At 53.9% G+C, this 22,868-nt stretch carries 15 protein-coding genes and 1 pseudogene; all 16 read right to left on the bottom strand.

All coding sequences use genetic code 11. The features are described 5' to 3' along the window. Positions 1-422: 422 nt before the first annotated feature. Entirely contained in the window at positions 423-1,679 is a 1,257-nt protein-coding gene (locus EDC14_RS25610) for an ABC transporter substrate-binding protein (protein WP_132017954.1), read from the bottom strand. A gap of 140 nt (positions 1,680-1,819) precedes the next feature. Further along, positions 1,820-2,827 carry a galactose/methyl galactoside ABC transporter permease MglC gene (mglC, locus tag EDC14_RS25605; RefSeq protein ID WP_132017952.1) on the bottom strand — a complete coding sequence of 336 codons (1,008 nt, stop codon included), beginning with the start codon at positions 2,825-2,827 and terminating at the stop codon, positions 1,820-1,822. Then, positions 2,817-4,361, bottom strand: coding sequence for a sugar ABC transporter ATP-binding protein (locus EDC14_RS25600; RefSeq protein ID WP_132017950.1), 1,545 nt, complete (start codon positions 4,359-4,361; stop codon positions 2,817-2,819). Before EDC14_RS25600 ends, mglC begins: the two co-directional genes overlap by 11 nt. A 161-nt stretch (positions 4,362-4,522) precedes the next feature. Further along, entirely contained in the window at positions 4,523-5,482 is a 960-nt protein-coding gene (locus EDC14_RS25595) for a galactose ABC transporter substrate-binding protein (RefSeq protein ID WP_243663120.1), read from the bottom strand. Positions 5,483-6,899: 1,417 nt separating this feature from the next. Continuing rightward, positions 6,900-7,904: a substrate-binding domain-containing protein gene (locus EDC14_RS25590; protein WP_132017945.1), complete on the bottom strand. Its 1,005-nt coding sequence runs from the start codon at positions 7,902-7,904 to the stop codon at positions 6,900-6,902. Next, entirely contained in the window at positions 7,901-9,478 is a 1,578-nt protein-coding gene (locus EDC14_RS25585) for a response regulator (protein WP_132017942.1), read from the bottom strand. The genes EDC14_RS25590 and EDC14_RS25585 overlap by 4 nt, the downstream gene beginning before the upstream one ends. Then, a complete protein-coding gene (locus EDC14_RS25580) occupies positions 9,453-11,000 on the bottom strand; it encodes a sensor histidine kinase (RefSeq protein ID WP_132017939.1) in 1,548 nt (515 codons plus the stop codon). The genes EDC14_RS25585 and EDC14_RS25580 overlap by 26 nt, the downstream gene beginning before the upstream one ends. After that, positions 10,997-11,998, bottom strand: a complete 1,002-nt coding sequence (locus EDC14_RS25575) for a substrate-binding domain-containing protein (protein WP_165908328.1) — start codon at positions 11,996-11,998, stop codon at positions 10,997-10,999. Before EDC14_RS25575 ends, EDC14_RS25580 begins: the two co-directional genes overlap by 4 nt. A 330-nt stretch (positions 11,999-12,328) precedes the next feature. Next, positions 12,329-14,206, bottom strand: coding sequence for a molecular chaperone HtpG (gene htpG / locus EDC14_RS25570; protein ID WP_132017933.1), 1,878 nt, complete (start codon positions 14,204-14,206; stop codon positions 12,329-12,331). Positions 14,207-14,538: 332 nt separating this feature from the next. Continuing rightward, entirely contained in the window at positions 14,539-15,816 is a 1,278-nt protein-coding gene (serS, locus tag EDC14_RS25565) for a serine--tRNA ligase (protein WP_132017930.1), read from the bottom strand. 569 nt (positions 15,817-16,385) lie between these two features. Continuing rightward, the gene (locus EDC14_RS25560) at positions 16,386-16,841 is read right to left on the bottom strand and encodes an Hsp20/alpha crystallin family protein (RefSeq protein ID WP_132017927.1); all 456 of its coding nucleotides are present in this window, start codon (positions 16,839-16,841) and stop codon (positions 16,386-16,388) included. Between the two features lie 801 nt (positions 16,842-17,642). Beyond that, positions 17,643-19,787 (bottom strand): ABC transporter permease, encoded by a 2,145-nt coding sequence (locus tag EDC14_RS25555; protein WP_132017924.1) that lies wholly within the window; start codon positions 19,785-19,787, stop codon positions 17,643-17,645. 102 nt (positions 19,788-19,889) lie between these two features. Beyond that, positions 19,890-20,588, bottom strand: a complete 699-nt coding sequence (locus tag EDC14_RS25550) for an ABC transporter ATP-binding protein (protein WP_132017921.1) — start codon at positions 20,586-20,588, stop codon at positions 19,890-19,892. A gap of 1 nt (position 20,589) precedes the next feature. Continuing rightward, positions 20,590-21,213 carry a TetR/AcrR family transcriptional regulator gene (locus EDC14_RS25545; RefSeq protein WP_132017918.1) on the bottom strand — a complete coding sequence of 208 codons (624 nt, stop codon included), beginning with the start codon at positions 21,211-21,213 and terminating at the stop codon, positions 20,590-20,592. 309 nt (positions 21,214-21,522) lie between these two features. Next, positions 21,523-22,041, bottom strand: a complete 519-nt coding sequence (locus tag EDC14_RS25540) for an AAA family ATPase (protein ID WP_132017915.1) — start codon at positions 22,039-22,041, stop codon at positions 21,523-21,525. Positions 22,042-22,055: 14 nt separating this feature from the next. Continuing rightward, positions 22,056-22,710, bottom strand: a pseudogene (locus tag EDC14_RS25535) (Vat family streptogramin A O-acetyltransferase). Between the last annotated feature and the right edge of the window lie 158 nt (positions 22,711-22,868).

Raw genomic sequence — 22,868 nt, 5'->3', positions numbered from 1 at the left:
CCGTCATTCTTCAATTGGTAGCATGACCCCGGAATACTTCGAAAATCGAAGAAAAAGTGCTTAACTTGGTGTCTAGTTTCTCGGGGGAAGCCCAGTCCAAAAGCCTTTGGGCTGCGGAGAATGGTGGTTACTCTCCCCGATTCGGGGAGAGCCAAGAGAGAGGAGGAAGGCTAGATCGAATCCCTATCATGCTTACGTACTTTCTTGCGGATCTAACTTTATAATCATCAGCGAGCTGGTTTTGTGGATAAACGGATCCGTTTAACGTGGTTAACGGTTTTGGCTGTGGATAAGTCGGGCAGTGCGGCGCAAACCGGAGACAGTCAGAGAACGAGCGCAGCGAAGCGGATACTCCGATTTACTTTATTCTCCGCAACCGGCGCTCTCTCATGCAGGAAACGGAATGATTTTGCGGCCGCAAATCATTTCAAGTAAAGCCGGGCGGCCAGTTGAATGTTCTTGACGGCGCGGTCGGTATCGCCATCCGCGAGATAGCTTCCCAGAAGATCATCCAGCGCTCCGGAGAAGACTTGGGAGGCCGCCGAACCGTGGGCGATGGAAGGGGTTAAGGTCAATCTCGCAAAATCATCCATGGACTTCCGCAGATAAACGTCGTAGCGCGCCCGGTTCGCGTCCAACCGGGAAGGGATCGCGCCCTTGATCGGATTGAAGGTGTCCTGGCCTTCGAGGGAAGCGATCAGCTTCAGCCAGGCCACGGCCCCGCTGCGGTGGGGCGCTCCTTTCGGCAGTCCGAAGGTGTCCGTGATCACCATAAAATTGCCGCCCGGTCCGCATAAGGCGGTCCAGCCGAATTCCTTGCCCGGTTGCCAACCCAGGGTCTTGAAATAGCCTTCGGCCCAATCGCCCATCACATTGAAAGCAGCTTTCCCTTCATACACCATACGTATGGCATCCTGCCAGGTCAGGGCGGCGTGGTTCGGATTGGCATAGCGCGTCAATTGCTTGAACCGCTCCAAACTGGTCCGCAATCCCGGATCATCAAACGGCGTCGTACCGTTCCATAACCCGTTATAGCGGGCGGGGCCCAGGGTCATGGCCAACAGCGTTTCAAAAAGATGGGTGGCTTCCCACTTGTTCCGGTCGCCCAATGCCAGTGGAATGACTCCCGCCTTCTTCAGCGTCGCGCAGGCCTTGAATAAGCTGTCCAACGAATCGGGCGGCCGGATCTGGTGCTTCGACAGCAGCGCCCGGTTGTACCAGAGCACATTGCCGCGGTGCACATTGAGCGGGATTGAGTAAATCTCCCCGCCATAACTGCATAATTCCATAATCTTCGGATTAAACCGTTTCCGGATGCCCCACTGTTCAAGCAAAGAAGTGACCGGCTCCATCATCCCCGTTTTGACATAGGAATGGATTAGTTCCGCTCCGCCATGAACTTGAAAAGAGTCCGGCGGAGTCTCCCCCACCATCCGGCTCTGCAACACCGCCTTGGCATTAATCCCGCCGCCGCCGGCCACCGTGGCGTTGGTAATGGCAATCCCCGGAGCGCGCCGCTGGAAGACTTTGATGAGCGCCTGCAATCCTTCTTCTTCGCCGACGCCCGTCCACCAACTGAAGATCTCCACTTGGGAGATGGTTGCGGCGACCGCAATGCCGGTGACGAACAGTAAAGCGGCGACTAAAAATCCAAGCCGCTTCCAGGGGACCTGCGCCATTGACCCGCGCTCCTCTTACATTCCGTTTCCGAGATCATTCTGCCCACTTTGCCGGAATTCATGGCTTACAAAAAATCAACCGCCTGATTGCAGACGGTTGATTCGAAACGATGCCGGTTCGCTCTCCTCGATGGACCCGGTTATCTTTTGCTGATATATTTCCGGATATCCACCGCTACTGCGCTGACGATAATCAAGCCTTTGATGATCATCTGCCAATAAGGGTTAAGGCCGATAAAGGTGAGACCGTAATTGATGACACTGAAAATAAGCACGCCGGCGACAATGCCCTGGACACTACCGATGCCTCCGGTGGTGGATACCCCGCCGACCACGCAGGCGGCGATGGCGTCCAATTCATAGCCGTTCCCGTAGTTGTTGGTGGCGCCGCCGGTGCGGGCTGCTTCCAAGACGCCGGCCAGGCCGTAGAGGGCGCCGGCGATGGTATACATCCAGATGGTGGTGCGGCCGACATTGATCCCCGAAACTTTGGCGGCGTTGACATTCCCGCCGATGGCATAGGTGTTCTTACCGAAACGGGTCTTATTCAGGAGAACCCACATCAGGAAGGTCACGACCGCGGCGATGATCACGATATACGGAATGGAGTAAGGGCCGATGCCGATCGCGCCCGTGCCGAGCTCGGTAAAGTCACTCCGCAGCCCGCCGATGGGTTGGGATTGGTTCGGCGGCAAGTCAAAATAAATCGAGGTAAAACCATAGATCACGACCATCGATCCCAGGGTGGCGATGAACGGCGGCACGCCGAACCGGGCGATGACCGAACCGTTAATGGCCCCGAACAGCGTACAAGCCGCGATGGCAATAAGAATCGGGATGAACAGCGGCAATTGCGGCAAGCCCGGGAAGAACAGCCGCAAATAATCGGGGGCCTGCAACATCGAAGCCGAAATCACCGCCGCCAGGCCGACCATCCGGCCGGCCGAGAGGTCTGCGCCGGCGGTCAGGATGGCGAAGACCGCGCCGAGCGCGATGATCATCCGCGTCGATGACTGGAGCAAGATGTCCCGCAACGTGGTCAACGAGAGAAACCGCGGATCGACCAGGGTCATCGCCACGACCAGCGCCAGCAATACGAAATAAATGGCATTCTGATAGATGAAGCCGGAGATCTTCTTAAAATTCATCGCTTCGCTCCTCCTTTGATTGGGCCATAAACTGTGTCGCCAAACGCATAATCTCTTCCTGCGAAGTCTGTTTGGCGTCAACAATGCCGGAGAGCCGCCCCTCGCACATGACCGCGATCCGGTCGGACATACCCAAAAGCTCCGGCATTTCGGAAGAGATCATGATAATGCCCTTTCCCTGGCGGGCCAACTCGGCGATGAGCGTGTAAATCTCGAATTTGGCGCCGACGTCGATGCCGCGGGTCGGTTCATCCAGCAACAAGATGTCGGGCTCCGTCAGCAGCCAGCGGGCCAACAGCACTTTTTGCTGGTTGCCGCCGGAAAGATCTTTGATCAGGGTCTGCAGGGAAGGCGTTTTCACCTGCAACTGCTTGATGCTGCTTGCGGCATCCGCGGCGCGGCGCTTCTCATCCAACAGGAAATGTTTCACATAACGGCCCTGATTGGCAATGAGCGCATTCTCCTGGACCGAGAGCACCGGAAAGATCCCGGTGGCCCGGCGTTCCTCGGTGAGCAGGGCCATTTTATGGCGGATCGCTTCCTCGGCGGATCGGACCGTAATCGGCCGGCCGTTCAGCCGGATGCTTCCCGCCGCGATCGCCCGCAACCCGAATAAGGCCTCCATCAGCTCAGTCCGTTGCGCTCCGACCAAGCCGCCCAGGCCCAGGATCTCCCCCTGCCGCAACTCGAAAGAAATATCCCGGAATGACTTGGGAAACGGGGAACTCAAGCCTTCCACTTTCAGCAGCACATCGCCGGGGGTGTTGTGCCGCTCCGGGAAACGTTGGGTCAGATCGCGGCCGACCATCCGGGCGATGATCAGGTCGGTGGTCAGTTCAGCCGCGGGCCAGGTCCCGACGGTCTTTCCGTCGCGCATGATAGTCACTTCGTCGGAAATCCGCAGGATCTCCTCCATCTTGTGGGAAATATAGATAACCGCGACGCCGCGGCTCTTTAATTCGCGAATAATCCGGAACAGATGTTCCACTTCGTTCTCGGTCAAGGAAGAAGTCGGTTCGTCCATGATGATGACTTTGGCGTCAAACGAGACCGCTTTGGCAATCTCGATCGACTGCACTTTGGAGACTGAAAGTGAACCCACGATCGTCAAAGGATCGATCGCCATCTCCAGACTCTTGAAAATCGCTTGCGTATCCCGGTACATCTTCGAGTGATCGACGAATGTCAAGGGGCCGATCTTTTTCACGGGAAAACGGCCCAGCCACATATTTTCCATTACATTGCGGTGCGGTACCGGATGCAACTCCTGGTGAATCATGGTGATTCCGTTTTCCAAAGCATCTTTGGGTTCATGCAGTTCCATCCGCCGGCCATTCAAAAGGATCGCGCCGGCGTCGGGCGTATACATGCCAAAGAGGCATTTCATCAGGGTCGATTTGCCGGCGCCGTTTTCGCCCATTAAGGCATGGACCGTGCCGGGACGCACCTTGAGGGTGACGTCGTCGAGGGCCTTGACGCCGGGGAATTCCTTGGAAAGATGATTCAATTCAAGCAGAAACGGACTGTCTTTCATGGTAACGCCTCCCGCTCTCTCAAAAAAAGACAACCATTGAACCGGTGCCTTCAAGTCCTGGCTCGTACACAATATTTAAAAAGCAAGGGAGCTTTTCAGCACGATCCGCTCCCCTGCTTTCTGACATCCCGGATGATCGTTTGAGAAACTGTCTGTTTTCGTTACTTTGCGTCTTGGATATTGGCTTTGGTGATCTTCTGGTAATCAATCCAGACATACTTGCTGTCGGAAATGGTATAGCCCATATTGGCTTTGCTCGGCGTCTTGCCTTGCGCCAGAACATTGGCGAGGTTGAAGGTGGCTTTGCCTTGATTCTTAGCGTCATTTAAGACGGTGCCCAGCAAGGTTCCTTCCTCCAGCGCTTTCAGAGCCGGAGCGGTGGCGTCCACGCCGACGACCGGCATATATTTGCCGCCTTTGAAGTAACCGGCCGCTTTTAATGCCTCGATCGCGCCGAGCGCCATGTCGTCATTGTTGGCGAGGACCACTTCAATCTTATCGCCATGGGCGGCGAGGAAAGCGGCCATCTTCTCCTGGCCTTTGACCCGATCCCACATGGCGGTGTCTTCAGCCAGTTTTTGCACCTTCAGTCCGGCGTCTTCGATCGCCTTGATCGAATACTTGGTGCGCAACTCGGCGTCTTGATGGCCGGGTTCGCCTTTTAACATCACGTACTGGATAACGCCGTCCTTGTTCTTATCGGCTTGGGGATGAGACTTCCAGTAATCCACGACGAGCTGCCCTTCCATCTGGCCGGACTGTTCGGCCTTGGCGCCCACATAATAGACTTTGTTCCACTTCTTCATATCCTCGGGCAACGGTTCGCGATTCAAGAATACCACCGGGATATTGGCCCGTTTGGCTTTGTCGATAATCACGCCGGCCGCGGTGCGATCCACCGGATTGATGGCCAAAGCGTTGACGCGTTTGGTGATGAACAGGTCGACCTTATCATTCTGGGTCGGCTGGGAATTCTGGCTGTCGACGATCTCTACTTTGGCTTTTTTGCCGGCAGCGTTCATGATCGCGCTGCGCACGCCGCTCATAAAGGTGTCGTCGAACTTGTAGATGGCGCAGCCGATGGTGGCCACTTTCGACGCGGCCTGACCGAAGGTCGCCATCAACAGGACGACCAGCACGACGGCTGCTGCGATCACTGTGATAACGGATTTCTTCACGACAAACTCCTCCTCATTTTTCTTCCGTAAATATTTTCGCTACAACCAGCCCCCAGTGCAGCTCAGGGCGGGTTTGCTACCTACAATTTCGCGAAACGGCCCGATTCGCCTCTGGAATTAACCGTTCTCTCCCTATAAAAAATGATCTTCCGGTGAAGATCATTTGAACAATCAGTAAAATTTGATGTTCGGATTTTACAGTCACATCTATATAGGATGAAATAAATTTCTGTACTAACTCAACTTTCGCAGAGAAAAAAGTAGTCGAAGCCGTGGATACAAAAGCATGAAAAGAAAAACAGAAAGATACCTTGACAAACAGCCTAAAAGCAGATCGGATATGGAATACAGAGGGAAGAATTTTTGGATGCTTGTTATTTTGGCCCACGGTTCCGGCGGCGGGTTACTTTTTTGGCGGCGCTCCCGGCCATCCTTGGCCTCCGCGCCTTTAACCCTTCCTGGGTCTGAGGCAAAAAAGTAACCAAAAAACCGTTGGAACCTACGGCTTCCAAACCTCCCTCATTCATCCCGGTTCTAGAACGTCTTCGCCATCCCTGGCCTTCTGTCTGGCAACCAAGTTATGGCTTCCGTTCCCGACCGCTGTTTTTCATCCTCTATGCAACGACATTATCGTAAATCACATGATTTGCGAAAAAACGGTAAAGCGTTCGTTATTTTCGCAAATCATCTATACTAGAGGAATAATGTCGTTGCATTGGAAAAGAAGCGGCGCCGTCTCCCTCCATGGAGACGGGTGCTATTCGTTTTTTGGTTTTTCTTATCAAACTCAAATATCGATCGAACCTTTTTCTTTCGCAATAGCACCCGCCTTCAAGGATGAAGGCGGACGACGCATATTTTCGTGGATGAAAAACCTGCGGTCGTCAGCGGAAGCCTACTCTTGGTTGCCAGACAGAATACCAGGGATGGCGGCGGCATGCTAGAACCCCGGATGAATGAGGAGGCCTTGGAACCTCGGTTCCAAGTGGGCGGTTTCCAAAGGGTGTCCCACTACACCCTTTGGTCCTGGGGGTGTGGGGGCTGGAATAGTCCCCATCGGCTTTCAGTTGCTTAAATTATTGCTTTCTTTTTTCACATGGAAGCTCAGTTACTTGTTTTTAATATGTCAAGATACCTGTTGATATGATGCTATACCTTATCATTTCGAGGGTTTACTGGTATATTTGATCTGCGAAAGTTGAGTACTAAGATTTGCATCCTAAGGCCGAATGCAAATGGAATTAAAGCGGAATTTATTTCATCCTATTTCAGCGGTAATAAGTTGAATTAAATTCCTTAATTTATCCATCATGGAAGGCTTACGGGACATGATGCATAACAGATATTTAATTCAACTTATCTATCTCGACACCACGGTAAAATTCCGCAGCAACCAGGCGGGGAGCCGGGCCGAGTCAAGTCCGACCGCGGCGTTTTTCGCCGGGACGCCGCCGTCGAGCAGCTGCCGGGCGCCGTCAAAGGCGGCCCGGGCCAATTGCGCATAATCCACCTGCAACGTGAGCGCCCGCCCGCCCGCCTTGATCCGCTCCCGGAGCGCCGGCTCCGCGCCGAGGCCGGCCAGGAAAGAATAGGGCGGTTGCTGGCCCGCCAGCGTCCGGCCGATCTCCTCGGCGATCAGGTCGGACGGGGTCAGAATCGCCCGGATTTTCTGGTGAATCAAAAGGCTCCGGGCCTTTATCGCCGCTTGCTCCGCCGACCAGCGGGGCAATTCGACCGTGGATTGCAAGCGCACCGGTTGCCGCTCCGCCTGACGGAGCGCCTCCAGCTGCCCCCCGGCGAGCCAATCCGCCTTCTCGCTGTCGGCCGGACCGCGAAACAGCAGATAATTTCCAGGCCCGGCCGCGGCCACGACCGCTGCCGCCTGTTCCCTGCCCAGCGCGTGGTAGTCGATGCCGTAGTAGAAGTCGGCCGGTCCCAGGGTGAGCTCGTCGTAGAGAAGGATCTTCATTCCCCGTCCCGAAGCTTCCTGTAGAACAGCCCGCAATCCGTCGCGGCTCACCGGAACCAAGATCAGAACCCGGACTCTTTGGGCCATATAATAGCGAATCTGGCGGATCTGCCGTTCCAGGGAATGGTGGGCGATGCGGATCTGGATCGGGATCCGCCGTTCCCGGGCTGCGCCGGACCAGACGGCCCGCTCGACGGTCCAGCGGAGTTCCGCCAGGTCATTCAGGCAGATTCCGATCCGCGGCGCCCCCTCCGGTTCGGCAAAAAGGCCGAACTCGGCGGACCGCGGGTCGAGCCTCGCGGAGAAGACGCTGAAGTAGCAGAGCGGCACCGACATCAAAAACAACAAAAAAACGGCCAGCACCAAAAGCCAATGTTCTTTCAAGAACCTGGTCAACTCCGGGCCTCCGTCTGTTCGTGCCGGATTTCCGTGGGCGAAGCGTTGGTCACTTTCTTAAAGACCTTACTGAAATAATTGGGATCGCGATAACCGACCCGGCCGGCGATCTCCTTGATGGAAAGCGCGGTTTCCTTCAAGAGTTTCAGGCCCTGTTCGATCCGGATCCGTTCCAGCAGATCCATAACCGTCTGATTGCGGTACTCTTTGAACAGCTTGGTCAGATAGCCCGGGCTGATGGCCACCGCCGCCGCGATGTCCGGCAGCGTCAGGTCGCGGTGGTAGTTTTGCTCCATAAAAGCGACCGCCGCCCGGATCTCCGGATTTTTCTCCGGAAAGGCTCCGCCCGCGATCAAATGGGTCAATTCCCGGATGATGCCGTCGAAGACCACGCCGATCTCGGCTGGAGCGCCGCTGCGATTGATCTGCCGCAACGCTTCCTGGCCGTCCCAGCACTGCTTGGCCCCGGCCGGCGCGTTTTCATAGAAGATCCACCGCAGGACGGCGATGATTCCCCGGAAATAATCCTTGAGCGACGGCAGATCGCTCCCGAGCACGGCCGTGGCCAGCCGGTGGAGATCGCCGAAGATCAGTTGCGCCAGTTCGCCCTGGCCTTGTTTCATGGCTTCGAAGAACTCCTGTTCATCCTGGTACAAAACGCTCAATTCCTGACGGCCCGAGGGGGGCAATTCCTCGATACGGTACACGCCGCCGGGCCGGGAGTCGTGTTGCCAGGCCAAACGGCGCAATTCCTGAAAGGATTGGACCATGCCGTCGAAACCCGGCAGGATCCTGCCCAAAATGATGGTGGCGGAGAAATCCAGCTCGCTTTGGAACCGCTGCTGAATCTGGCGCCACTGGGACGGCGGGTCTGGGGGAAGATTGTCGTAGCCCAGGAGCAGCAACGAAGTGCGGCCGATTACCGGTCCGAACAAGAGGTTTCTGACACCGGCCAGCTGGTTTCGAATCAGCTGTTTATAGCGTTCAAAACCTTCCGTCAGCCGGCCGCTGTCCGGCCCGGAGACTTCGATCGCCTGACCGTGGGCGAAGTGCAGATCGAGCAACTGGGGATAGTCCCCGAGCGAATGCCGGCCGGTCCCCGGATAAAGCAGCGTAAAGAACAGGTCTTCCTCCAAAAACGGCTTCATTTTACTCAGCCTGTCTTTCAACTCCAATTGTTCCCGGGCCTTGCTCCGCTGCTCCTCCAAACGCCGCGCCGCCGCCCCCAGGATCGCGATGATATCGTCCCGGGCCACCGGCTTCAGCAGGTAGTCCATGACTCCCAACGTGATGCCCTGCTTGGCGTATTGGAAATTGTCGTAGGCCGAGATGATCACGATCAGCAGGTCGGGGAGCGCTTTTTTGATCTCCGCGGCGGCATCCAGGCCGTTCAGCCCGGTCAGCTCGATATCGATCATCAGAATGTCCGGCTTTTCGCGCAGGGCCAGGGCGACCGCTTCCATGCCGCTGCCGGTCCTGCCGACGATCTCCATCTCCTGGCAGGATGTCTCCACCACATGCGAAATCGCCTTTAGCACAATCGGCTCGTCATCGACGATCATCAGACGATACATCGCGCGCTGCCTCCTCTCGCGCCGGCAGGTCCAGGACGACCCGGGTGCCCTGCCCCGGCTGGCTGGTGATGGTCAAAAGATTCTTCTCCCGGTAAAACAGCTCCAGCCTTTTCCGGACATTGGCCAGGCCCAGGCCGCTCCGTTGCGCCTGGGGCTTCCGGTTCCCGGCCGGCCGCGGCGCTTCCTCGCTCCGGGCCGCCGCCAGCCGCTCGGCGGTCATCCCCACCCCGTTGTCGGCGATCTCGATCCGCAGCCGCTGGTCCGTCTGGGTCAGCGCGATCCGGATGATCCCCCGGCGCCCGTTCAATGGCGCCACGCCGTGAATATAAGCGTTCTCCAGAATCGGCTGGAGCGTCATGCAAGGAATCAGGTACCGCCCCACCGTGTCGGGAAAGTGCACTTGGCAGTCGACCCGCTCGCCATAGCGGACGCTCATGATATAGATGTATTCCCGGATATGTTCCAGCTCGGCGGAGACCGTGACCGGCTGGTCCAGGGAACGCAGGTTGTAGCGGAGCAAGCGGGCGACCGCCTTGATCAGCACCCCGGTCTCGCCGGCCTCTTCCAAGATGGCCACCTGGGCGATGGCGTTCAGCGTATTGTATAAAAAATGCGGATTCACCTGAGACTGCAACACTTGAATCTCCGCCTCCCGCAACCGGTTTTCCACCTCCAGTTTGCGCATTTTGGCTTCTTTTAGCTCCCCTTCGAGCAAGGCTTTTTGCTGGGTTTCCTCAAAAAGGTCGTGGATGTTGCGGGACATCCGGTTGAAGACTCCGGCGATGGTCTGCAATTCATCCCCGGATTGAACCGCGACTTCGCGGACAAGGAAGTTTCCGGCGCCGATCTTTTCCGCCATCTGCACCATCTGCCCCAGGGGCCGGGTGATCCCGAAGGCGAAGTTGAGGCAGAAGACGATGCTCAGCAGCCCGATGACGACGGCCAGGGCATAGGAGAGATACTCAATCCGCCGGGTCTGCGCGTTCAAGCGGCTGAACCGTTCGTTGCCCCAGACGGCGGTGCGGTTGATGAGGTTCGCGAGGTATTTGGCGATCAGATCGGCGCTGGCCAGCAATTGATAGTTATTGGCGTAGGTCGTCTCCAGCCGGCCGGTCCGCCGGGCGGCGACCGTCTTCTCAAAAAGATCGCCATACCGGGCCAGGCTTCGGGCCAGATCGAGGTAGCTATGGTATTTGGCGGCATGCTCCGAAAGCGACAGGTACACGGCGATGTTTTCGGTCCGGTCCCGCAGATCGGCCGCGGCGGCCAGGCATTTTTCGAGATTGGCGGAACTGTCGTCGGCCAAATAATTCTCGGTGTAAAACCGCACCGCGTATACTTTTTCCCCCAGCATCTCAAGGTAGTTGTACTCGTCGAGGATCTCCCCGAAGAACCGGGTCGACAGCTTCAGGCCCAGATTGACATAGAGCCCGATCAACACTGTCAGCAGCATGAATACGATGAAGTAGGCGATGAGTTTCCAGCGGATCGGGAAATAGCCGCCGGCTCCGGTTTCTTTCATGGCCGCCCTCCCGGCGCGGGCCGCGACAGCTGGGCCCGGTCGAGCAGATTCACCCGGATGTTGCTGGTGATATGGACCCGGCCTTCCCGGAAATAGCGGAGCATCTCCCGTACCGCGGTATTCCCCATCCGGTAGGGATACTCCACGATCGAGGCTTGAACGACGCCGTTCCGGATGTCGGTCCGGAGCGCGGTGGAATCGCCGTGGCCGATGATGCGGAGCTTGGCGGCGTCTCGCTCCGCGGCCACGCGCGCCGCGGCCAGCGTCCCCTCGGGGTAGGTGGCGTAGATCCCATTCAGATCGGGATACTTCCGCAGCAGGCTGCGTACGACGATTAAGGAATCGATCAGCGTCGGATTGGACTTCTCCCAGATCGGAACGATGGTCCCGCCGGCGCTGATGGCCTCCCGGAACCCGAAGACTTTCAGGGATTCCGCCACCGACAGCTGCATGTTGGCCCCGGTCAACTGGGACAGGATCGCAAAACGGGGCGGCTCGCGCCGCGCCATCCCCTCCAGCAGCTTTTTCCCGGCGACATACCCGACCCGGTAATTATTAGCGCCCACGTAGCCCAGGCGCGGCGAGTCGGGCAGATCGGAGGCGATCATCAGCGTGGGGATCCCGGAGTCCCAGGCCATTTGGATCAAGGGCACGATTCGCTCGTCGTCGCCGGGAACGATAATCCCGTTATAACCGGCCACCACGGCCAGCCTTAGATAATCGGCCATTTGAAGCTCCTGGCCGTGGACCGCCTTCATGAAATTGACGTATACCGGTTGGTTCCGGGCGGCGCTCCTGGCCCCGGCGGTGATCGAGCGCCAGAAAGCCGGATTGCTGTCCGGGTAAATCAAGGCGATCCGGTAACGCGCCGCCGGCCGCCGGCCGCGCTCCGAAGGACGGCCGGCGATATTGCCGAGGATCGCGTTGAGCTGTCCCACCAGCCACACAGCAGCCAATCCGAAGAGCAGAAAAAGGAGAACGGTTACTTTTTTTCCCATCGGTCTCTCAAACCTCGACGTTGATTTGGAAAATGGTCCGGCGCCGCGCGTCGCACGCCGCCGCTCTTCCATATTGTAATGAAGAATTCCCCTTTGTATGCGCGACTCTTGTCCAATGCGCCGCATCCTCCTTCCAAAAGCTCGGGAAACCCTTTCGGAACTCTCAGGAGTTCCCCGCAACCCTTCGGACGATCCGCCACTCATTTCGGACGATCCGCCGGATTTTCCGGACCGGGGCCCGGAAAATCCGGCGGTCCCGGTCAAGCGGGTATCGGAAAATAAAAAAGCCGCCCTGGAGGGCGGCCCGTTTTGAGAATGATGCAAATCCTTTTATACCATCAACTTGCAGATATCGTTGGTGAATTCCACCGGATCCTGGATGGGCAGACCTTCAATGAGCAGCGCTTGATTATAAAGGAGCTTGGTGAAGAGGTCCAGTTTGGCCGGGTCTTTTTCATAAGCCTCCTGCAGGGCTTTGAAGACCTCATGGTCGCGGTTGATCTCCAGGACCTTGTCGGCCTTGATGCCCTGGCCGTTGGGCATGGCGTTCAGCACTTTCTCCATCTCGATGGAGATCTCGCCGTCGCTGGCCAGGCAGACCGGATGGGATTTGAGCCGTTTGGAGACCCGGATGTCCTTGACCTTGTCGGTCAGAATCGTCTTCATCCGGGCGAAGAGTTCGGTATGGGCGGCATCGGCCGCGTCCTTATCGGCAGCGGCTTGATCCTCGATGCCCAAATCACTGCTGGATACCGACTTGAACTCTTTTTCCTTGTAGGCGCTCATGATCTTGAGGGCGAACTCGTCGACATCCTCGGTCAGGTACAGGATCTCATAGCCCTTCTCCGCCACCAGTTCGGTTTGGGGCAGCTTTTCGATGCGGGCCACCGAGTCGCCGGTGGCGTAGTAGATGTACTTCTGGTCCTCCGCCATCCGCGCGATGTATTCATCCAGGGTGACCAGCTTCTTTTCCTTGGACGAATAGAACATCAGCAGATCCTGCAGCAGTTCCTTATTGGCGCCGAAATCATTGTAGACTCCGAACTTCAGCTGTTTCCCGAAGGACTGATAGAATCCCTCGTACTGCTCGCGCTGGTTCTTCAAGAGATCGAGCAGTTCGTTCTTGACCTTGGTCCGAATATTCTTGGCGATCAGCTGGAGCTGCCGGTCGTGCTGGAGCAGCTCTCTGGAGATGTTCAGCGACAGATCCTCGGAGTCCACCAGGCCCTTGACAAAGCTGAAATAGTCCGGCAACAGGTCGGCGCATTTATTCATGATCAACACGCCGTTGGAATAAAGCTCCAAGCCTTTTTCGTATTCCCGGGTGTAGTAGTCGAAGGGAATCTTCTCCGGGATGAACAGGATGGCGGTATAGCTCACCGCCCCGTCGGCGCGGATATGGATATGTTTGACCGGCTTGTCGAAGCCGTAGTGTTTTTCGGAATAGAAGTTGTTGTAGTCTTCGTCGGTCAGCTCGTTTTTGTTCTTGCGCCAGATCGGGACCATGCTGTTGATGGTCTGCTCCTCGCGATGCTCCTCATACTCCTTGTCGCTGCCTTCTTTGAGCTTGCTGACGCTGACGTCCATTTTGATCGGATAGCGGATGAAGTCGGAATACTTCTTGATCAGGCTCTTTAAGCGGTATTCCTCCAAATACTCGTCGTAATTCTCATCCTCGGTGTTCTGCTTGATCAGCAGACGAATCTCCGTACCGACGGTATCCTTCTGGCACGGCTCGATGGCATACCCCTCGGCCCCTTTGGACTCCCAGCGGTAGGCCTGATCGCTGCCGAAGGGCCGGCTGATCACCGTCACCGTGTCCGCGACCATAAACGCCGAATAGAACCCCACGCCGAACTGCCCGATAATATCGTAGCCGTCCTTCAGTTCATTCTCTTTCTTGAACGCCAGGGAACCGCTTTTGGCGATGACCCCCAGATTGTCCTCGAGTTCTGCTTCGGTCATCCCGATGCCGGTGTCGCTGATGGTCAGGAGCCGCTGGTCCTTGTCCGCGGCGATCTTGATGTAATATTTCTCCCGGTCGAAACTTAATGATTCATCGGATAAGGTTTTATAATACAACTTGTCAATCGCGTCGCTCGCATTGGAGATGAGCTCCCGCAGGAAGATCTCCCGGTGGGTGTAGATGGAGTTAATCATCAACTCCAGCAGTCGCTTCGACTCCGCTTGAAACTGTTTGGTTGCCACGATAACCTCTCCTTTCATAATAAAACTACGCAAATCCATCAGCGTAGTCCTGTGAGAGAATTGCAAATCTTGTCCAATCAAAACAATGGATCAGCGGACGCAGCCGCTATGAATTGGATTGCCAAGAGTGGATCATCATTTGCAATTCTCCGAAATACGATATTCCGTCGTTAGCACTCTCGGACGCTGAGTGCTAACCTTAGTTTTTATATACTATAATTTGTTTGAAATGTCAATATTGTTTTGAGCCGCCCCGAGAGATCCCGGGGATGCCGTCCATCGTTCACCCCGGCAAAAGAGTCTGCGTGACCGGAAGCCCGGAAGCACCGCTCCTACCGCGGCTTCGGGCCAATCTTTTCCCGCTGATTCAGGTAGGGCCGGAGAACCCGGGGCACGGTCACGCTGCCGTCCTCGTTCTGATAAATCTCTAGGAGCGGGATGAGGATTCGCGGCGAGGCAATCCCGGTGTTGTTCAAGGTATAAACATAGCGCAGCGTTCCATCCTCATCCCGGTACCGGATGCCGGAACGCCGCGCTTGAAAATCATTCAGCGTGGAACAGGAGTGAGTCTCGCAGTAGCCGTTGCGGCTGGGCATCCAGGTCTCCACCTCATGTTTCCGCACCTGTCCGAGGCCGATCTCTCCGGTGCAGGCCAGGGCCACCCGGTAGGGAAGTTCCAGTGCCTGGAGGATGGCCTCGGTATTGCCCAGGATCTCATAATGCAGGCGCTCCGCTTCCGCATCGTCCGCCCGGCCGATGACGACCTGCTCGACCTTTTGAAACTGATGCACCCGGTATAAGCCCCGCGTATCCTTGCCGTAGGTCCCGGCCTCCCGCCGGAAACAGGTTGAATACCCGGCATACCGTCTCGGTAGCTCCTCCAGGTTCAACACCTCGTTCCGATGGTAGGAGACCAGCGACACCTCCGACGTGCCGATCAGGAACAGTTCATCCTCGGGGATCCGGTACGCCTGCTCATAGCCGAGCGGGAAATAGCCCGTTCCCAACATGGCGCTCTCTTTGACCATCAACGGCACCGTGACCGGTGTGAAACCCTTGGCGATCAATTGATCCAGCACGAAACGGCAGATGGCCATCTCCAACAGTACGCCCTCGTTCTTCAGAAAATAGGAACGGCTGCCGGCAAACTTGACCGCCCGGGGGACATCCACCAGGTCGAGGCCTTCGGCGATGGCCATATGATCGCGCGGCGCAAAGTCAAAACGGGGCAACGTACCCCAACGGCGGATCTCCACATTGTCGGCTTCTCCCTTGCCCAGCGGCACTTCCGGCGCGGGAATGCTCGGAACCGTCAGCATCAAGCCGTCGTACTCCCGTTTCAAGCCGGCGAGTCCTTCTTCCAGCGCAGCCAGTTTGGTCTTGATGGCTCTCCCTCTGACGCCGGCAGCCTCGCGCGCCGTTCTGGCTTCTCCGGACATATTCCGGGAGAGTTTGTTCCGTTCGGCCCGCAGCCGGTCGACTGCGGCCGTGGTCTCCCGGATCCGCCGGTCCACCTCCAGCAGTCGATCAATATCGCTATTCAGCAGTTTGTCGGCCACGGCCTTCTTGACGATATCCGGATGGCTCCGGATATATTGAATGTCCAACATCTTGGGTTCCTCCTTCTCCGCCTCATGAATCCTGCGAAAAAAATAAAACCCCTCGTCCTGATCGAAAATCAGGGACGAGGGGTCATCCCACCCGCGGTGCCACCCGGTTTAGTTAGATTTGGAAAGGGACTTTATCCCATGGCTTCTAAAAGCGTTGTGATAAACCCTGTCCGAAGGCCAGGGTGAACACAAAAGCTCAGAGAAGCAAGTGATAAAGTCGATTTTTAATCCTTTAAAAAAGTGATTTCCGAATTTGAGGACTTTATCACATGGCGTCTAACTCACTCGACGCACGATAACCGGTGCCGCGGTTTAGTTCTTCACCAACGTCTCCAAGGCGGAATTCATGAACGGTTCCGGCTGATTCCCACCGCCATCAGCTCTCTGAGACGAAACCCGGTCATTACTTTCCTTTTCATCGACTTCCAAGATTAAATTGCTACCATATTTTAATTATTCTACCACCGCCGGGTCCAAAGTGCAAGAGATTCCCCACTCGGAAACGGCAGCCCCCAGGAGTCCCGGAGCGGATGCCTCAAAACTGCTTGAAACCTGCCCTTGGACTCGCTTTATTGAACCGGATGGTCATCCGCTTCGATCCTGGGCTTGAACCCCCGTTTCGTAGTGGCTTCCATTTTGGGAATCCTGAGTTCCAGCACCCCGTCTTTATAACGGGCAGTCGCCTGCTCCGAGTGCACCTCGGCCGGCAGGGGAATAGTCCGGTAGAAACTTCCGTAACGCCTTTCCGACAGATGATACCCTTTTTCGGTGCGGGTTTCGTCCTTTTTGATCTCGCCCTTCAGGATCACTACATTTTCATCGACCGTAATATCCAAGTCTTCGCGATTCACCCCCGGGATATCGGCGTGCAGAATGATCTCCCGGTCGGTTTCCCGGAGATCGACCGAGGGTCCGAAGTTGCCGCCCTTAAAGAAATCATTGATGCCTCTGGGAACCAACTGATTGAAAAACCGGTCGCTCCACAAGTCGTTGCCGAATGGGCTTAGCCAATTCTTATTTTCCATGATTTATCCCTCCTAAAAAAATATATCCTTAGTATTTCACCGGCATCTGTCAAAATACACCGCCGCGACGAGTGGGAGACAGGCGATTCATTCGCCTGCCTCTTTCCCCAAGTCCGCTTCGGCCGCTCAATCCTCTTAAGGGGAAAAGAAACGTTCATTTCAGGATGGAAGCTCCCCACGCAATCCCCGCGGATTTTCCTTGCTCCGCTCAAGCTGCTCATTCAGTCCCCGCCCATGTTCATTCCGCCACTCACCATACCCGTTCCATTGGCGCGCTATCGTACTCCGTTACGGTGCATGTTCGCACAGTTACGGTGCAAGCTGACTCAGTTGCCGTGCATCCTTACACAGTTACTGTGCAAGCTCACTCCGCAACCGTGGATCCTTGCACGGTAACCGCGCATGCTCGCTCGGTTACGGAGTATGTTCGCACAGTTACGGTGCAAGCTCGCACTGTTACTGTGCATGATCGCCCGGTTACCGGGCATGCTCACACGGTTGCCGCGCAAGCTCAACCAGTCGTCGCGTAGCCTTTGCGCAGTTGTCCGGCATGCTCATTGGTTCGCCGCAGCAGTTCTCTCCCTGGCCGCGCATGCTCCTGCGGGACGGAATCGTCTGCCGGAAGCGGCCGGGGAATTCCTGGGAGGGTAGAAATTGGTTTGATAATCGTCTTTGCCGGGCGCACTGAATCAAAAAACCCGGAATCGGAATCCGGATCATTCATTGCCTGGGAATAAATCAAGTTTGAGGCCGCAATCCTTTTCACTGCGGCCTCAACGGAGACGAATGGGAGGACCTTTTCTATTCCGTTCCTGCTTTTAACGCCTCGCTCATGGAAACTGCGTTGATTTTTTTCCTGCACAGCAGCTTCGACAACTCATAGGAGAGCATCACAACAGCAAACCCAACCCCCATGTAAAGCGGATCGATCATCACGGGCATTGAAAAAGTAACGCTGTTTTCAAGTGCTTTCATCAGTCCTCCCATCGCTGCAAAGCTGAGCGGTATGCCAATGACATACCCAATCACGACGACCATCGTTGAGCTGTTAAGAATCAAGAAATTGACTTCTTTCTTCCGGTATCCGAAAATCTTCATCAGCGAAATCGTGCTCTTGTTTTCTTCAATGATCATCGAGGTTACAACATAGATGATCATCATTCCGATGATAAACGCCACCACCGAAACGAAAACGATCAGTGCCGCCACAGGCGCCATGGACCCCCTTACCGCGGCGGCCTTATCTTCTATGGACACTACGCCATACGGCTGGTTTTCCGGAATATCCAGCAGTTTATTACTGCCAAGCCCCGTATAGCTTCCTTCCGGCATCCCGAATTTCTCGTTATACTCCGCCAGCGGCATAAAGATAAACCTGTTATAGGCATTTGCGATGCTGTCGACCTTCAGCGAAAATTCTTGATAGTCCGCTTTTCGGACGATGTTTACAGTGTCTCCCTGCTTTACCTTCAGTTGTTCGGCAATCGGCTTCGTTAAAATGACCTGATTCATACTCAACCTGGCGCCGGATTCATCTACAAGGGTATACAATTTAGAATCCGGCAGGACACCGACGACGTAAAAATCTCTATTATCTTCACCCACCGGCAGAAATTTCGATCCCGAGAAAGGTTCGGAGCCTGGCGGCGCCGGTTCGGTGCGCGGGCTTTTGAACCAATACTCGTACTGGAAATTGTACGCGCCTTTCAGGCTGCTGGTAAGGAGATAATCCATAGAACTTTTAAGGAAAAAACCGTAGAGCAGAAGCACTGTCGCCGCGGCGCAACCGGTGAGCAGCAAGGCGAGCCGGGATAAGCTGCGGAGTTGTTTCCGGATTTTGAACTTGGCAGCGAATTTGAGTTTTTCGAGCTTAAACATACGCTCCAGGAAATTGACCTTGCTCTTTTCTTGATCCCCTTTCATCAGCTCGACGGGCGAATGTTTGAGCTCTCTCCGTATCACAAACCAGCCGCTTAATCCAAGGAATAAAGCGGGAAGGAGAAGGCTTATGATCATTACGGTCGGGCTATAGTCGATTCCAGTCAGCGGTATATAGAAGTAACCAAGTAAAAACAACAGCCCGGGACGTACGATAAATAGCCCAAGGATGGTCCCAAGGACACCTCCGATTACGGCGATCATAAGCGGGAATTTCAAATAATGGCGATAGATTTCCTTTCTTTTATACCCTAACGCATACAATGCGCCGGCGATCACTGATTCGCGCTTGATTAGCCGCCCAATAACGTTGCTGAGTAAAATAGTGGCCAACAATAAAGTCACGGTAGGTACAACCTTACTATTAAGATTGATGGAGTCATTTTTCATTGTGACAGATCGAACCCGACTATTACCGCCGATATCCGTCCATTGTGTGATGCCAATGCCGCGGCTTTTAAGCAGCGCTATGAATTTTGCCGACTGAGCGCGCGGGCGCTCTTCAGGATGGTTAAACTTCACCGCATAGAAATTGCTTCCTTTACCGAGTGCAGTGAAGTCCTCGCGGCTTATGACTGCGATGCCGAAGTTCTGTGGCGAATACATGATGTCCGTTTCCGATTTCAGTGGATAAATATAATTCGGCAGCGCCATAAATCCGGCAACCGTAAACTGTTTATCCAATATCGTCAGTACATCGCCGATTTTATAGTCATGTGCGGCAGCAAAAGCCGGGTTCAGCAGTATATCACCGCTGCCGCTTAATTCTTTCCCCTCAATGATGGCCGGGATATTGACCCTGTCATTCTTGCTGAAAATGCGCAGTGTTTTCCCTTCCGATAATGTGTAGTCGAAAGTTTTGCCCTCTTCAATCACTGCGTCTGCCGCCGACTCAAGCTCCGGTAAATTGTCAATGCTTTTCTCTGTTGTAAAGGAGGCATCTTCCTGCACGCATCTGTTTTCAAATTCATTCGTCAGCTGCTTTAAATTAGCGCCAACCAAAACCATGGCTGTAAACAGAAGGCAGCTAAAAAATAATCAGGAGAATGGAGCTGAGATACTGCGCTTTGTTCTCGAGGAAAACGCGCTTGATTCTTTTATTAATCACCATTACCATTCAATCCTTTCCGCCGGAACAATCGTCTGATTCACCGTTTCTTCCACGATTTCCCCGCTTCTAAGCTTAAATACCCGGTTCGCCATGGCGGCAATCGCGGCATTGTGGGTGATCATCAAAATGGTGGTACCGTATTTTTGGTTTACCTGCTGCAAGAGCCGCAAGATGCTGCGGGAGGTATCATAATCAAGTGCCCCGGTTGGCTCGTCGCAAAGCAGCAGCTTTGGATTCTTGACAATCGCCCTGGCAATGGAGACCCGTTGCTGCTCCCCACCGCTAAGCTCCCTGGGGAAGCGGTACTTTTTATCCCGCATTTCCACGGCAGTTAAAACCTCATCCGTGTTAAGGGGGGATTTGCTGATGTTGGAAACGACTTCAATGTTTTCCCCGACTGTAAGGTCCGGAACGAGATTATAGAACTGGAAGACGAAACCGACGTGTTCACGCCGGTAATCGATCAGCCGGTCGTCGTTCAAATCGTTAACCTCGATCCCGTCGACGATGACCCGGCCGCTGTCGCAGCGGTCAATGCCGCCGATGATATTCATCAGGGTGGATTTTCCCGAACCTGACGGCCCGAGGATCACACCGATTTCCCTCTTTTCCAGCTTCATTCCGATTCCCTTCAAAACTTCGGTTATCACCACGCCCGATGGGTAACTTTTCTTCAAGTTTGAAACATCAATAAACATCTTATTGTTCCTCCTTTTTATAGAAACAACGTTTCATGATGTCAAAATAATCATCCCATTCCCTGAGCTCTTCCATGCTAATATCCGCAAAGGAATTTACTTTATCCCTTTGCTGCTCTGCAAAGCTTAGGATCGTCCAATTAATAATATTGATCGTTTTTTGAAGATCAATGTCATCCCGGAATTTTGTCCAGTCGATATTTTGATAACCTCTTTCGAGACCGGTTTCAATGAGATACTTACCTATTTTATCGCTTTCGGATTTCACTTCCGCAGCGTCCTCATGGGCAACAGTCTTAAGAAAATTAAATGCTTGTGGGAATTTTTTCATAATTTTTAACTTAATGAATCCTATCTCCCTCATTCTTCTAAAAAGGTCGGTTTCATTCCAATCTACCTCATCGTAGATTTTATCGATAACTTCAACCACATATTCAAGCAAGAACAAATACAATTCTTTTTTACTGTTAAAATAGTTGAATAATGATCCTTTGGATATTTCCGCTTCTTTGATAATCTCGTTGGTGGAAGCCTTTTCATAGCCGTTTCGGGCAAACTCTTTAAGAGCCGCATTGATAATCCGTTCCCGTTTGTCCGGTTCTAAAGTAGAAAATTTCGAGTACATGATGACCGCCTCATTTCCTTCTTGGCACAAATAACGAAAATGACCAGAGTGGTCATTTGTAATTATATAACAAATGACCACTCTGGTCAAGAACGTTCTTAATGCGTAGGCAAAGCACAGAGACGGGATCGTTGCTATCGATTAAAACCGATTAGCAGAAGCAATAACCCCGTCCCTGTTATTTGTTATTTTATTAATTAAACTACCGTATCTTTATTATAGCCCTGACGCCAGACTTGCCTGTTCCCCCCACAACTATACTTCCATCGATATCTTTTACCGGGCATATAAATATCTCCTCCAACCCTATTACTCCCCAAAGTGTAACAAAATATCCTCAACTGATTGTTCCGGGGACTGTTCCGAGGTATCCAGCCAAAAGCCGATTCGGGGAGTCTCCTTCATGAAATCCGCATACAGAGCCTCTACCGTAAAGCCGGTATAACCGACCTTTCCCCGCATCTTTTCACGTTTTTTGACTGACTCCACATTCGGGCAGAGCACGATTACATGAACGGGATAATCCTGCAACATATCCAATAGGCGGAAAATTTCTTCACCGTAGTAATTATCCTGAAAAACGACAGAAAACCCGTTGTCATAATAGGTCTTTGCCGCATCTGCGGTCAGGCGATAGCGCAGGTGCAACTGTCGGATAGCCTCATCGGACGGCTGTGCGGACATTTCGGCACGTCCGGAGACAATCATTCGGCGAAACACGTCACCGCGCAGATGCACGCTCTTTTCCATTTTCGAGGCAAGCAGTTCCGCAACGGTTGACTTTCCAGACGCCATAACGCCAGTGATTAAATATATCGCCCTTTTCAACGTTGAGTACCCCCTCACTTTTCGTTCGCCAACAACTTTTCAACTGCGGTAATATCATTTACGGAAACCAATAGCTCAAGGTTATTAAATATCTTTTGCTCATTCCAATTCCACCATTGAAGCTTTAACAGTAATTCAATCATTTCATCGCTAAACCTCTTTTTAATCAATCTGGCCGGATTGCCGCCGACAATTGCATAAGGCTCTACATCTTTTGTTACGGTTGCATTGGCGCCGATAATTGCACCGTCGCCAATCTTAACCCCCGGCATAACCGTAACATTCTGACCAATCCATACATCATTGTCGATCACTGTATCTCCTTTAAACGGTAGCTGCTCCACTGCAGGTGTAACTTTCTCCCAGCCTCCACCGAAAATATTGAACGGATACGTTGTAATGCCGTCCATACGGTGGTTTGCTCCATTCATAATAAATGTTACGCCTTCAGCAATCGCACAGAATTTCCCAATGATTAATTTATCCCCAAGAAACTCATAATGATGCCGGATGCGCTCATAGAAATTCTCCGGAGAGTTTTTGTTGTCGCTATAATACGTATAATCGCCAATCTCCACATTTGGCTTACGTGGTAGGTTTTTTTATATAACACACCGTTTTTATATTTTCGTTGGGATATAGCTTGGTTTTATCTGGCGCTACCGGCATATTGGCACTTCCTTTCAATTTCGTCTACCTCCTCAAGTTATCAAGACCGCCTTAATTATTCATTATCTATCTAGAAAATACTCCCGAGCATTAGAACCTTGACAAGCAAATAAGTCATGCAGCAGCCGGTTCAAGAATAACTTTGTAGCCTAGGCTTT

This window comes from Hydrogenispora ethanolica, assembly GCF_004340685.1.
Taxonomy (GTDB): Bacteria; Bacillota; UBA4882; order UBA8346; family UBA8346; genus Hydrogenispora; species Hydrogenispora ethanolica.
Note: the sequence above shows the minus strand (reverse complement) of the source record. Positions and strands in the feature narration are given on the sequence as shown.